Here is a 12,699-nt window from a genome sequence, read left to right on the forward strand (position 1 = left end):
CATCCATAAATTCACCGCACCATAATGCGTAATGTAATAACATATCAATGGTGATTGTTGGATTTCGGCGGGAGTCAATCCCGCACCCGCACGCCGCCAACGGCAGGGCGCATGAAAAAACCATGGAACGAAGGAAATGGAATAATAAATCCGTTTCCTTCACTTTCGTTTTAATCGTTCCACGTTCTCTTGCATTTTCGTTAGAGTTCGCTTTTAATCAGATCGCTAATACAGAAAAGATCGCCCGCAGCCGGATCGAGGAGGATAGGCTGCAATAAGGGGCTGTATCTTTTACTGTTTTCATAACGGGAGGAATGACCTTGAAAAAACTCAGCTACCGCCTCGCCGCGGCATCCGCGCTTTCGTTTTTTGTCACATCGAATGCATATGCAGTAACCGACATTCAGTGGTGGCACGCCATGACCGGCGCCAATAACGAGGTCGTGGATACGCTTGCCAAAGAGTTCAACGACAGCCAGAAGGAATACAAGATCACGCCCGTCTTCAAGGGCACCTATCCGGAAACGCTGAATGCCGGCATTGCGGCGTTCCGCGCCAAGCAGCCGCCGGCGATCATTCAGGTCTTCGATGCCGGTTCGGGCGTGATGATGGGGGCTGCCGGCGCCATCAAGCCGGTGGCGGACGTGCTGAAGGAAGGCGGCTACACCTTTAACAAGGATGAGTATCTGGCCGGCATCGTCGCCTATTATTCCAAGCCTGACGGCACCATGCTGTCCTTCCCTTACAATTCGTCCTCGCCGATCCTTTATTACAACAAGGATGTCTTCCAGAAGGCCGGCCTTGATGCCGCCAACCCGCCGAAGACCTGGCCGGAAGTTTTCGAAGCCGCCAAGAAGATCAAGACCAGCGGTGCGGCCCAGTGCGGCTTCACCTCCACCTGGCTCACCTGGATCCAGACCGAAAACTTCGCCGCCTGGAACAACGTATCCTACGGCAGCAATGAAAACGGCCTTGGCGGCACGGATGTGAAGCTTGCGGTCAATGCGCCGCTCTTCGTCGAGCATTTCCAGGCCATTGCCGATCTCGCCAAGGACGGCACCTTCCGTTATGGCGGCCGCACTTCGGAAGCCAAGCAGCTGTTCATGTCCGGCGAATGCGGCATCCTGACCGAATCCTCCGGCGGTCTTGGCGATATCGTCAAGACCGGCATGAATTACGGCATCGGCCAGCTGCCCTATTATGAGGGCCATGGTCCGCAGAACACCATTCCCGGCGGCGCCAGCCTCTGGGTCTTCGGCGGCAAGAGCGAAGCCGAATATAAGGGCGTGGCCGAATTCTTCCACTTCCTCTCCCAGACCAAGATCCAGGCGCGCCTGCATCAGGTCTCCGGCTATATGCCGGTGACCATCGCGGCCTATGAGGAAACCAAGAAGTCCGGCTTCTATGATAAGAACCCCGCCCGTGAAACGCCGCTGCTGCAGATGATGGGCAAGCCGCCGACAGAGAACTCCAAGGGCGTGCGTCTCGTGAACCTGCCGCAGGTGCGCGACATCATGAATGAAGAGTTCGAGGCGATGCTGGCCGGCAAGCAGGACGCGAAAGCGGCGCTCGACAAGATCGTCGAGCGCGGCGATGCGGCCATCAAACAGGCTGCCGGCAACTAAACGATCCCCTGCCCCGCCCGCATCCTCAACAGGGTGCGGGCGGCATTCCCATCTCATCAGGAGATCGCCGTGCAAAGCGTCGTATTCCCCAACAAGATCCTGCCCTATCTGCTGGTTGCGCCGCAGATCATCCTCACGGTGATCTTTTTCTTCTGGCCGGCAAGCCAGGCGCTTTATCAGTCGACCATGCGCGAGGACGCCTTCGGGCTGAACAGCAATTTCGTCGGGCTGGCGAATTTTTCGGCTGTGCTCTCGGATGAAAGCTATCTGAACTCGCTGCAGGTCACGGTCATTTTCAGCATCCTGACCGCGCTCGTCTCCATGGGGCTGGCGCTGCTTCTGGCGACGGCGGCCGACCGGGTGGTGCGCGGCAAGGGTTTTTACCGCACCATGATGATCATGCCCTATGCCGTCGCCCCTGCGGTGGCCGGCATGTTGTGGCTCTTCATGTTCAACCCGGCCATGGGCACCTTCTCCTACATCCTGCGCCGCAACGGCATCATGTGGGACCCGCTGCTCAACGGCGATCAGGCCATGCTGCTCGTCGTCGCGGCTGCTGCGTGGAAGCAGATCAGTTACAATTTCCTGTTTTTTGTCGCAGGTTTGCAGGCAATTCCTAAATCATTGCTGGAGGCGGCCTCCATCGATGGCGCGCGCGGTTCGCGGCGCTTCTGGACCATCGTTTTCCCGCTGCTTGCGCCGACAACCTTCTTCCTTCTGGTCGTCAACACGGTCTACGCCTTCTTCGATACCTTCGGCATCATCCATGCGGTGACCGGCGGCGGCCCCGCCAAGGCGACGGAAACGCTGGTCTACAAGGTCTATAATGATGGTTTCGTGAACCTCAATCTCGGCTCTTCCGCCGCGCAATCCGTGATCCTGATGGTGATCGTCATCGCGCTCACCGCATTCCAGTTCCGCTTCGTCGAGAAGCGCGTGCATTACGGCTGAGGATTTCACAATGATTGAAAATCGCCCGGTCGCCCGCGTGATCGCCCATCTGATGCTCGTTCTCGGCATCATCATCGTGGCCTTCCCGATCTATTACACCTTCGTCGCCTCCTCCATGACATCGACGGATATCATCCGCCCGCCCATGTCGCTTTTGCCCGGCGATCATCTTGGCGCCAATTACACCGAGGCCATGGCCGGCGGTGTCGAAAGAGTGGTCGGCGTCAGCCTCGAGCGGCTGCTGTTCAACAGCTTCGTCGTGGCGCTCGCCATCGCCATCGGCAAGATCGTCATTTCGTTCCTGTCGGCCTTCGCCATCGTCTTCTTCCGCTTTCCCTTCCGCATGGGCTTTTTCTGGATGATCTTCATCACGCTCATGCTGCCGGTGGAAGTGCGCATCCTGCCCACTTACAAGGTCATCGTCGATTTGGGCCTGATCGACACCTATGCGGGGCTGACACTGCCGCTGATGGCGTCGGCGACCGCGACCTTCCTGTTCCGGCAGTTCTTCCTGACCATTCCCGGTGAGCTGGTCGAGGCGGCGCGCATCGACAATGCCGGTCCGTTCCGCTTCATGCGGGATATTCTGCTGCCGCTGTCGAGAACCAATATCGCCGCCCTTTTCGTGATCCTGTTCATCTATGGCTGGACCCAGTATCTCTGGCCGCTGCTCGTGACCAACGACGCCAAGATGAACACGATCATCATCGGCCTGAAGCGCATGGTGGATTTCACCGACGCTTCGACGCCCTGGAATTACGTGATGGTGACGGCGATCCTCGCCATCATCCCCCCGATTATCGTTGTGGTGCTGATGCAGCGCTGGTTCGTCAAAGGTTTGGTGGAGACCGAAAAATAATGGCAAAAATTGCGCTGAAAGACGTCCGCAAGGTTTATGGCGGCAATGTCGAGGCCATCAAGGGCGTATCGATGGACATCGCCGACGGCGAAATGATCGTGCTCGTCGGCCCCTCCGGCTGCGGAAAATCCACCCTGCTGCGCATGATCGCCGGGCTAGAGGGCATTTCGGGCGGCCAGATCGTCATCGGCGACCGTGTCGTCAACGATCTGGAGCCCTCCGACCGCGATATCGCCATGGTGTTCCAGAACTATGCGCTTTATCCGCATATGACGGTGCGCCAGAACCTTGCCTATGGCCTGAAGAACCGCAACACGCCGAAGGAGGAAATCGAACGGCGCATCACCGAGGCGGCCAAGGCGCTGGAGATCGAGCAGTTCCTGGAGCGCAAGCCGCGCCAGCTTTCCGGCGGCCAGCGCCAGCGCGTGGCCATGGGCCGCGCCATTGTGCGCAAGCCCGCGGCCTTCCTGTTCGACGAGCCGCTCTCCAACCTCGATGCCAAGCTGCGCGTGCAGATGCGTGTGGAAATCCGCCGCCTGCAACGCTCGCTCGCCACGACAAGCGTGTATGTGACCCATGACCAGATGGAGGCCATGACGCTGGCCGACCGGCTGGTGGTGCTGAATGCCGGCCGCATCGAGCAGATGGGCACGCCGATCGAGCTTTACGAAAAACCGGCCACCACTTTCGTCGCCACCTTCATCGGCTCGCCTTCCATGAACCTGTTGAACCATGGCGCGACATCGGCAAACGGCTCTTCCGGCTGGTCGGTGCAGGCAACCGCGGCACTGCCGCAGGGCGTCGCCACGCTCGGCATCCGCCCCGAGGACATCACCCTTGCCAATGAAGCCCCCGCGGACGCCGCCTTCGCCGGCACCGTGCAGGTGGACGCCGTGGAACTGGTGGGTGCGGAAAGCTATGTGCACGGCTCCTTCGCCGACGGCACAACAATCGTCTTCCGCGTCCACGGCCGCTCTCAGCTGCGCATCGGCGAAACGCTGAAGATCGCCGCACAGGCGAAGGATTTTCACCTGTTCGATGCGGCGGGCAAGCGGATTTAAGCTTGGTCGCAGAAACGGGACACCCGCCGCTGGGCGGGTGCTCACACTATAGCTAGAATCTCCGACGGCTCGTTACCACACCAGCTCCACCTGCGGCCGGCCGTTGGAGGTTTTCTCCACCGTGCGGCCGGAGGTGTCGACATTGCAGTGGACGCGCTGGCGGAAGGCGGAAAAGCTTTCGAAAGTCACCACATCCACCGGATCGTCGAGATGCAGGGTCAGCCGGTAGCGTTCGGGATCGCCGCCGAGCGCCTGCACGCCCAGAACGGAGGCCACGAAAGGCTGGCCGAGGTAAAAACCTTCCACCCTTGAACCCAGAAGATAGGGGTTGAAGGCGGGGCGGTTGCCGGCCGATGCGTGGAGGGTGTTCCAGTCGCGGAAGCCATATTGCGCGGCGATGAGTTCCAGCGCTTTCGAATGGGTGATTGCCTGCCCCTGATCCTCAAGGGCGGCGCGCAGGCGTTTCGCCTGTTCTTTCAGCCCCTCAAGTGCGGGAAGCGGTTTGGACACGTTCATAACGGTTCTCCAACATGCGCATGCCGAATGTTCCGAAGGGGGTCCGCGTTGCCATCGACGACATGCAAAACATGGGATGACCGTTATCAAGGATAAGAGCTTCACCAGGGGCATAAATGCCTGCGGACGGCCGGGGCTCTTTGCCCGTGGCCGTCCGTATAACTCAGAAAGGGCGGCCCGTCAAAGGCCGCGCTGAAGCGCGTCCCGGGATCAGAAGCGATAGGTGATACCCGCGCCGATCAGCCATGGATCGAGCTTGGCCTTGCCGCTGATCGGCGTGCCGCCGAGTTCCGCAGTCCAGTCGGTCTTGAGGAAAATCTTCTTCACGTCGAAGTTCACGCCCCAATGTTCGTCCAGCATATAGTCGAAACCGACCTGCACGGCCGCGCCGACCTTGTTCTTGACGTCGAGATTGCTGAAACCGGGCTTTTCCGTCTGGTTATAGAACAGCGAATAGTTCACGCCCGCGCCGATATAGGGCTTGAAAGCGCCGAAATCGGTGAAGTGATATTGCAGCGTCAGCGTCGGCGGCAGCAGCCACGTCTTGCCGACTGGCGTGCCGGCCAGCACACCTTCGCCATTGATCTTGGCATAGGTGGTGCCGAGAATAAGCTCTGCAGCAAAGTTTTCGGTGAAGAAATAGCTGATGTCGAGTTCCGGGATCACGGTGTCCGAATAGGACAGGCCCGCCCCCGGCAAACCGTCGACGCTGCCGCTATCATGGGTGATGACGCCGAGGCCGCGCACGCGCAGCATCCACGGGCTTGCCGCCGCAATCGCCTCTTCGGCGGTGGGGGCCGGCGCTGCCGGGGCCAGATCGGCGGCCATGGCATTGGCGGATACCAGCATGGTCGCAACACCAACCGCGACACTGGCAAGCAAGGCGGTTTTTTTGTTTCTGTTCGTCATTCCATCTCTCCTATAGCGCACCGCAGCCGGGCAAGTCCCCGGAACCGGCTGATGACGGCGGGCTTTCGCGAATCTTCGCCTGCCGCAACCGCTTGGGGCCACTATGACGAAGGCAGAGGCGGGCCGATTGAGATGGATCAAACCGGGACGCCGATCATGGATCGGAGCGATTAACCGGCAAGCATTGTGACAATTACGCAACAAATGCCATGCGGCGATCGGGAAGCGGATGCACAACGCGCCCGGCAGATGCCGGAAAAATACGAAAAAGGCCTGCATTTGCAGGCCTCCTTCCAGTGCATCACCTCGATCACGCGGCCTGGGGCGTCAGTGTTACGGAACCCGGCTTGCGCAGAAGCAGAACCGAGACGGCCGCGATCATGCACATCAGACCGGCAATCTGCAGCGCGGGCATATAGGTGTCGAAGTCGCTCTTGAAAAAACCGGCGCCAAAGGCGGCGGTGGCGGCTCCCAGCTGATGGCCGGCAAACACCCAGCCGAAAACGAGACCGGCCTTTTCGCGGCCGAAATTCTCGGCAGCGAGCTTCACCGTCGGCGGCACGGTCGCCACCCAGTCCAGACCGTAAAAGACGGCGAAGACCGAAAGCTCCACGAAGCTGAACCCCGAGAATGAGAGATAAAGCAGGGACAGCCCACGCAGACCGTAAAACCAGAACAGCAGGAAACGATTGTCGAAGCGGTCGGAAAGCCAGCCGGCGAAGATGGTGCCGAAGAAATCGAAAATGCCGATCACCGCCAGCGTACCCGCCGCCGTCACCGCAGCCATGCCGAAATCGCCGCAGATCGAAATCCAGTGTGTCTGGATGAGACCGTTGGTCGAAAGCCCGCAGACAAAGAAGGTGCCGAAAAGCACCCAGAAGACCGGGTTGCCCGATACGCTCTTCAGGGTCACCAGCGGCGATACCAGCGTGGCGAGAAGATTGTGATCCTGCCTGACCGGCTTTGCCACCGCTGTCTCGCCATAGGCCGGCAGGCCGACATCGGCGGGATGGTCACGCATCAAAAGCAGGACGAGGACCATGGCGGCTGCGATCACCGCAACGGACAGGGTCAGGGCGGTTCGCCAGCCATAGGCTTCCGTCAGCGCCGCCAGCAGCGGCAGGAAAACAAGCTGGCCGGTGGCGTTGCTCGCCGTCATGACGCCGATTACCAGTCCGCGACGCTTGGAAAACCAGCGTGTCGCCACGGTGGCGCCCAATACCAGCGCGGTCATGCCGGTGCCGACGCCGATCACCACGCCCCAGAGCAGCAGCAATTGCCATACCTCGGTCATGAAGAAGGAGGCGACGATGCCGCCCATGATCAGGGCAAGCGCGGTGGACACCACCTGCCGGACGCCGAAATGATTCATGAAGGCGGCGGCAAAAGGCCCGAGCAGGCCAAAAAGCACCAGCCTGACGGCCATTGCGGAGGAAATATCGGCGATATCCCAGCCGAATTCCTGATGCAGCGGCTGGATCATCACCCCCGCGGACCCCATGGCACCGGCGGTGGCCAGCATGGTCAAAAAGGTGGTTGCGGCAACGAGCCAGCCATAATGCAGATTTCTGCCGGCCATCCAGCTGGCGAGGCGTGTGGAGAGCATGTTCAAATTCCCTTTCCAGCGGCCGCGGCCGATATTTTACGGGTATATACCCTATATTGCGGGCAGATACCCGCATATCCCCAAAAATCACAGGGCTGCGAGCAGTTCCTGCAATTGTGCTGTCTTCTCAGGCCCAAGCCGGGCCTCTATTTCATCCTGCACCCCATCCCAGAGCGGCGCGCCCGCTTTCAGGATCGCGTGGCCTTCCTTCGTCACCGTCAGCATCGCTTCCCGCTGATCCTCCCCGTGACCGATGGCGACCAGACCCATGCGAGCCAGCACCCTGGCGTTGCGGCCGACGGTGGAGCGATCCAGCTCCACCCTCGCGGCGAGATCGGTCAGCGAGACCGGCGCGGTGCGATTGATGTTTCGCAACAGGCTGAACTGACCGATATTCACGCCAAGCGGCGCCAGGGCCTCGTCATAATAGGACGAAACCTTGCGGGATGCTTTGCGCAACAGGATGCAATGGCAACTATCGTTTGGCATTTGTCTCGGGTATATACCCGTAAATTTCTGCGCGCAAGAGACGCTCCGAGAAATTATCGGCGGGCAACGCCCGACCCATGGCCATAGAGCAGAAACAATAAACCCCGGCTTTGGGCCGGGGTTTGATATCAGCAGCGAGACCCGTCTCAGGCAGAGAGCCTGCGGCCGCTTGCCACCAGCAGGCCGGCAGCGCCTTCAAGCCAGCCGGTTTTCAGTTCCAGCGCCAGGAAACGGCTGCGCTCGAACGGGCCGGGCATGATGAGGTGCTGGGCCTTGTCGGCGAAAAAGCCGAAGCGCTCGTAATAGGGTGCATCGCCCACCAGAAGAACGGCGCCGTGGCCACGCCTGGTGGCTTCGGCAATGGCGGCACGCATCAGCGCCGAGCCGATGCCCTTGCCCTCATGGGCGGCATCGACGGCCAGCGGGCCGAGCAGCAGCGCTTCGACGGCGCGGCCTTCGCGCGAGATGCCGGCCTCGACGTTCCACAGGCGCACCGTGCCGATGACATGGCCATCCTCATCGCGGGCGACGAGCGCGAGGCCTTCGGCCGGAATACGGCCGGCGCGCAACTTTTCGGAAGACTTGCGGCGGCGGCCGGCGCCCATGGCGCGGTCCAGCAGGTTCTCACGGGCGACGACATCGCCCGGATTTTCCTGATCGACATGAAATGTCTGCGGCGTGAAAAATGCCCGTACCGAATTCAAAAGAGCGGCCATCCTTGGCCTCCCGTCACACTACCGCCCACACGCGGCCCTTGATGAAAATTGGTGGAGCCGTTCCGGCCCGCCGACACGCTTTCCTCGGCTGGAAGAGGTGCAGCAAGCAGGGATTTGCGCAACAGCACAATCGGCAGGGCCGGAACGGAAGCTTGGTCGAGACGCCGCCCTTTTCAGCGGACGGCGCTCGGATCAGATGACGTAGGCCTTCAGCGGCTCGAAACCGTTGAACGCGACCGCCGAATAGGTGGTCGTGTAAGCGCCCGTGCCTTCGATCAGAACTTCATCGCCGATGGTCAGCGAGACCGGCAGCGGATACATGTTCTTTTCATACAGCACATCGGCGCTGTCGCAGGTCGGGCCGGCCAGAACGCAGGGCTCCATCTCGTCCTGATCGCGCTCGGTGCGGATCGGGTAACGGATCGCCTCATCCATCGTCTCGGCGAGACCGCCGAACTTGCCGATGTCGAGGAACACCCAGCGGTGGTTGTCATTGTCGGACTTGCGCGACACGAGAACGACTTCCGCCTTGATGACGCCGGCATTGCCGACCATGCCGCGGCCCGGCTCGATGATCGTCTTCGGGATCTGGTTGCCGAAGTGCTTGCGCAGCGCCGTGTCGATCGCCTGACCGTATTCTTCGGCAGCCGGAACGTCGCGCAGGTACTTGGTCGGGAAACCACCGCCCATATTGACCATCTGCAGGTGGATGCCCTGCTTGGCAAGCGAAGCGAAGACGCGCTTGGCATCGGCCAGCGCCGCATCCCATGCGTCGAGATTCATCATCTGCGAACCGACATGGAAGGATACGCCGTAGGATTCGAGACCGAGCTGATGCGCGTAGACGAGAACGTCGACAGCCATCTGCGGAACGCAGCCGAACTTGCGCGACAGCGGCCATTCGGCACCTTCGCCATCCGTCAGCACACGGCAGAAGACGCGCGCGCCGGGAGCGGCACGGGCGACCTTCTCGACTTCCTCATGGCTGTCCACGGCGAAGAGATCGATGCCGAGCGCATGGGCGCGTGCAACATCGCGTTCCTTCTTGATGGTGTTGCCGAAGGAGATACGGTCGGCCGTCGCGCCGGCATCGAGCGCCATCTGGATTTCAGCCACGGAGGCGCAATCGAAGTTGGAGCCGAGCGAAGCGAGCAGCTTCAGGATTTCGGGAGCCGGATTTGCCTTGACGGCATAATAGATCGCGCTGTTCGGCAGGGAGTGCCGGAAAGCGTTGAAATTGTCGCGCACGACGTCGAGATCAACCACGAGGCAAGGGCCTTCGGGACGTCGGGTCTTGATGAAGTCGAGAATGCGTGCAGTCGTCATCGATGTATTCCCTGTTAAACCGGCTCCGGAAAAATCCGAAGGACAAAGGACGCTCGAGATATGCATTCGAATCAGCCGGTGGAGGCGCAGAATCGATAGCATACGCTCAAGGCGCGAATGTGAACGACGCCCTGCCAGAGCATCATTCGGCTTTGTCTGCCATGGATTGGAGGGAATGACCCGACCGCACTTCAGGCAATGATGGTGTGCCTCTTTAGTACCCCGGCTGATGGAAAGCCGGCAGAGAACCAGAAAGGCCCGCACCGTCGTTGCTTCGTATGTCCTCGCATTTTCCGGTTGGCCGGAATAGCGACTGGAGGGGTTAGTTCCAGGTACCTTACCTAAATCCTCACCACATCGAGGAATCGGCGGACACACATGGGCACGTGCGACTTTGGGCAGCACGGGAAATAAGAATATTCGCCGTCATAATCAAGAGGAATTTTTCATCATATCGCGGATTTTTTCGGCATCAATTTTAAGGTTGAACAGTAGCCTTCCAGCGTTCAATTATGTGGAACGAACCGGAGGATTTTCATGGACACGCTGACCCGCATCCGCGCCTTTATCGATGTCGTCGAAGCGGAGGGTTTTTCCGCCGCGGCGCGCAAGACGGGGCGTTCCAAGGCGCTTCTGTCCAAATATGTGCGGGAACTGGAGGACGATCTCGGCGCGCTGCTCCTCAATCGCACCACCCGGCAGTTCTCGCTGACGGAGGCCGGGCACACCTATTACCGCACCGCTTCGGATATTTTGAAGGAGATTGATAACCTTGCCGATCTGGTGCGCGAAAAGAATGCCGATCTGAAGGGCAAGCTCAGGATTTCCGTTCCCCGCACCTTCATCGATGCCGATGTCGGCCAGAGCCTGATCGACTTCGCCAAGGAAAATCCGGAACTGTCGCTGGAAATCGTCGCGGAAGACCGGTTCGTCGACCTGATCGAGGAGGGTTTCGATCTCGCGGTTCGGATAACCCGGCTGGAAGATTCCGGTCTCATCGCCCGCAAGCTTTCCGATTTCCGGGTCTATGCGGTGGCGACGGCGGATTTCGTGGCGCAGCACGGGCCGCTCGACGGACCGCAGGATTTCTCCCGCGTCCCCTTCATCATCGACACCAATACGCGTTTTCACAATACGGTGCGCTATCTCGAGCCGGATGGCGGCTCCAATTCGGTCACCATCAGCGGGCCTATCGAGGTCAACAGCCCACAGGCGACGCTGCGCGCCGCCCGCGCCGGCCTCGGCATCGCCATGGTGCCGGATTTCATCGCCCGGCCCTATATCCAGTCCGGCGAGCTGGTGACGCTGTTCGACGATTATATCTCCAAGGACAGGGGTATCTATGCGGTCTATCCGCATCGCCGTTACCTGCCGGCCAAGGTGCGCAGCTTCGTGGATTATCTCTCGGCGTGGTTCAGGAAGAATGGATGAAGGGCCGGGCGGCATTCGCCGAGCGTCCTTCCGTCATGCCGGACTTGATCCGGCATCCAGCCACGGCGCGTCTGCGCCGTGAAAGGACTCTCCCGCGATCAAGGACTTGATCGCCCTGGACCCCGGATCAAGTCCGGGGTGACGGAGTGGGGATGCAGCCGTCTCGTCAAATCCAAACCTCGGCAAAACTTTTAGCAGCATCGACGCCCGCGTTTTAGCGGGCGTCGCTTGGCAGAAGCCAGCGCGTCAGAACGGCGAATCCGGGAAGTAGAACTGCTCGGCATTGTCCTTGGTGATGAGCGTCGCATCGAGGATATATTCACCCGCGACCGGCACCTGATCGTAGAAATGCCCGGCCGTCAGCTGCATGGCTGTCGCCACCATCGCCGGCGGGTAGAGCACGTCGACCGGCACCAGCTTGTCCCCGTCCATGACCTTCTTGATCATGTCTTTGGAGCCGGCGCCCGCGACGATATACTGGATATCGGTGCGTTTCGCCTGCTGGATGGCTTCCAGCACGCCAATCGCCATGTCGTCATCCTGACACCAGACCACGTCGATCTTCTTGTACTTGGTCAGATAGTCCTGCATCACGCGGAAGGCGTCGTCGCGGTTCCAGTTGCCGTACTGGCGGTCGAGAACCTTGACGCTGGAACCAGCGATACCCTGGTCGAAACCATCTTGACGCTGCTGGTCGATGGGGATCGGCAGACCGCGAATGACCACGACTTCGGCGTCAGGCGTCGTCTTCTTGATGTATTCGCCGGCCACCTGGCCAAGTGCGGGGTTGTTGCCGGCAACATAGAGATCGCGGATCGAATTGTCATTGACGCTCGGCGCGCGGTCGACCAGCGCGACGAAGGTGCCCTTGTCCTTGATCTCCTTGATGGCGTTGACCAGCGGATCGGGATCGGACGGCAGCACGACCAGCGCATCGAGCCCCTGCACGGCAAGATCCTGCAGGGCGTTAGCCTGATTGGCGGCGTCCGGCGATGTCTTGACGATCACATTAAGCCCCGGATGCTCCTGCATGAGCAGCTTCGCCACGCGCTCGGCATGATAGACAACGCCCGCCGTCCAGCCGTGATCGGCGGCTGGAATGGATACGCCGATGGTGACTTTCTTGTCCTGCGCATGCGCTGAAGCGGCAAGCACCGTGGCCAGCGCGGCAAAGGCCACGCCGATGAATTTACTACGCATAGTCTCTTTC

At 60.3% G+C, this 12,699-nt stretch carries 12 protein-coding genes; 5 read left to right on the forward strand and 7 right to left on the reverse strand.

From position 1 onward, the window contains the following. Positions 1 to 314 precede the first annotated feature (314 nt). From ugpB to ACIK7D_RS18290, 4 genes are all read left to right on the forward strand, one after another. Positions 315 to 1,625: a sn-glycerol-3-phosphate ABC transporter substrate-binding protein UgpB gene (gene ugpB / locus ACIK7D_RS18275; protein WP_135399203.1), complete on the forward strand. Its 1,311-nt coding sequence runs from the start codon at positions 315 to 317 to the stop codon at positions 1,623 to 1,625. 69 nt (positions 1,626 to 1,694) lie between these two features. Next, complete coding sequence (ugpA, locus tag ACIK7D_RS18280; RefSeq protein ID WP_003523346.1) at positions 1,695 to 2,576, forward strand: sn-glycerol-3-phosphate ABC transporter permease UgpA; 882 nt, start codon at positions 1,695 to 1,697, stop codon at positions 2,574 to 2,576. 10 nt (positions 2,577 to 2,586) lie between these two features. Then, positions 2,587 to 3,435, forward strand: coding sequence for a sn-glycerol-3-phosphate ABC transporter permease UgpE (gene ugpE, locus ACIK7D_RS18285; protein WP_127758044.1), 849 nt, complete (start codon positions 2,587 to 2,589; stop codon positions 3,433 to 3,435). Continuing rightward, the gene (locus ACIK7D_RS18290) at positions 3,435 to 4,496 is read left to right on the forward strand and encodes a sn-glycerol-3-phosphate import ATP-binding protein UgpC (RefSeq protein ID WP_400156992.1); all 1,062 of its coding nucleotides are present in this window, start codon (positions 3,435 to 3,437) and stop codon (positions 4,494 to 4,496) included. The genes ugpE and ACIK7D_RS18290 overlap by 1 nt, the downstream gene beginning before the upstream one ends. A gap of 72 nt (positions 4,497 to 4,568) precedes the next feature. Here the strand turns inward: ACIK7D_RS18290 and ACIK7D_RS18295 are convergent, their stop codons facing one another. The 6 genes from ACIK7D_RS18295 to odc2 all read right to left on the reverse strand — a co-directional run bounded on the left by ACIK7D_RS18295 (position 4,569) and on the right by odc2 (position 10,058). Further along, positions 4,569 to 5,012, reverse strand: a complete 444-nt coding sequence (locus tag ACIK7D_RS18295; RefSeq protein ID WP_077984241.1) for a glyoxalase superfamily protein — start codon at positions 5,010 to 5,012, stop codon at positions 4,569 to 4,571. A gap of 210 nt (positions 5,013 to 5,222) precedes the next feature. After that, on the reverse strand, positions 5,223 to 5,921 hold the full coding sequence (locus tag ACIK7D_RS18300) for an OmpW family protein (RefSeq protein WP_400156993.1): 699 nt from the start codon (positions 5,919 to 5,921) through the stop codon (positions 5,223 to 5,225). Positions 5,922 to 6,231: 310 nt separating this feature from the next. Then, positions 6,232 to 7,527, reverse strand: a complete 1,296-nt coding sequence (locus tag ACIK7D_RS18305; protein WP_400156994.1) for an MFS transporter — start codon at positions 7,525 to 7,527, stop codon at positions 6,232 to 6,234. A gap of 87 nt (positions 7,528 to 7,614) precedes the next feature. Next, positions 7,615 to 8,016, reverse strand: coding sequence for a MarR family winged helix-turn-helix transcriptional regulator (locus tag ACIK7D_RS18310; protein WP_080820716.1), 402 nt, complete (start codon positions 8,014 to 8,016; stop codon positions 7,615 to 7,617). 146 nt (positions 8,017 to 8,162) lie between these two features. Further along, positions 8,163 to 8,732, reverse strand: coding sequence for a GNAT family N-acetyltransferase (locus tag ACIK7D_RS18315; protein WP_137454190.1), 570 nt, complete (start codon positions 8,730 to 8,732; stop codon positions 8,163 to 8,165). A gap of 192 nt (positions 8,733 to 8,924) precedes the next feature. Next, positions 8,925 to 10,058, reverse strand: a complete 1,134-nt coding sequence (odc2, locus tag ACIK7D_RS18320) for an ornithine/lysine decarboxylase (RefSeq protein ID WP_003523360.1) — start codon at positions 10,056 to 10,058, stop codon at positions 8,925 to 8,927. Positions 10,059 to 10,595: 537 nt separating this feature from the next. Between odc2 and ACIK7D_RS18325 the strand changes: the two genes are divergently transcribed. Further along, positions 10,596 to 11,489 carry a LysR family transcriptional regulator gene (locus ACIK7D_RS18325; protein WP_065117027.1) on the forward strand — a complete coding sequence of 298 codons (894 nt, stop codon included), beginning with the start codon at positions 10,596 to 10,598 and terminating at the stop codon, positions 11,487 to 11,489. A gap of 246 nt (positions 11,490 to 11,735) precedes the next feature. Here the strand turns inward: ACIK7D_RS18325 and ACIK7D_RS18330 are convergent, their stop codons facing one another. Then, the gene (locus ACIK7D_RS18330; RefSeq protein WP_137454191.1) at positions 11,736 to 12,689 is read right to left on the reverse strand and encodes a substrate-binding domain-containing protein; all 954 of its coding nucleotides are present in this window, start codon (positions 12,687 to 12,689) and stop codon (positions 11,736 to 11,738) included. Positions 12,690 to 12,699: the final 10 nt, after the last annotated feature.

Source organism: Agrobacterium sp. P15N1-A (assembly GCF_044626815.1).
Classification (GTDB): Bacteria; Pseudomonadota; Alphaproteobacteria; order Rhizobiales; family Rhizobiaceae; genus Agrobacterium; species Agrobacterium leguminum.

Bases quoted from the DNA above. Each gene is read 5' to 3' on its own strand.
- ACIK7D_RS18295 (WP_077984241.1), bottom strand. From the start codon at position 5,012: ATGAACGTGTCCAAACCGCTTCCCGCACTTGAGGGGCTGAAAGAACAG.
- ACIK7D_RS18330 (WP_137454191.1), bottom strand. From the start codon at position 12,689: ATGCGTAGTAAATTCATCGGCGTGGCCTTTGCCGCGCTGGCCACGGTG.
- ugpB (WP_135399203.1), top strand. From the start codon at position 315: ATGACCTTGAAAAAACTCAGCTACCGCCTCGCCGCGGCATCCGCGCTT.
- ugpE (WP_127758044.1), top strand. From the start codon at position 2,587: ATGATTGAAAATCGCCCGGTCGCCCGCGTGATCGCCCATCTGATGCTC.
- ACIK7D_RS18300 (WP_400156993.1), bottom strand. From the start codon at position 5,921: ATGACGAACAGAAACAAAAAAACCGCCTTGCTTGCCAGTGTCGCGGTT.
- ACIK7D_RS18290 (WP_400156992.1), top strand. From the start codon at position 3,435: ATGGCAAAAATTGCGCTGAAAGACGTCCGCAAGGTTTATGGCGGCAAT.
- ACIK7D_RS18310 (WP_080820716.1), bottom strand. From the start codon at position 8,016: ATGCCAAACGATAGTTGCCATTGCATCCTGTTGCGCAAAGCATCCCGC.
- odc2 (WP_003523360.1), bottom strand. From the start codon at position 10,058: ATGACGACTGCACGCATTCTCGACTTCATCAAGACCCGACGTCCCGAA.
- ACIK7D_RS18325 (WP_065117027.1), top strand. From the start codon at position 10,596: ATGGACACGCTGACCCGCATCCGCGCCTTTATCGATGTCGTCGAAGCG.
- ACIK7D_RS18305 (WP_400156994.1), bottom strand. From the start codon at position 7,527: ATGCTCTCCACACGCCTCGCCAGCTGGATGGCCGGCAGAAATCTGCAT.
- ACIK7D_RS18315 (WP_137454190.1), bottom strand. From the start codon at position 8,732: ATGGCCGCTCTTTTGAATTCGGTACGGGCATTTTTCACGCCGCAGACA.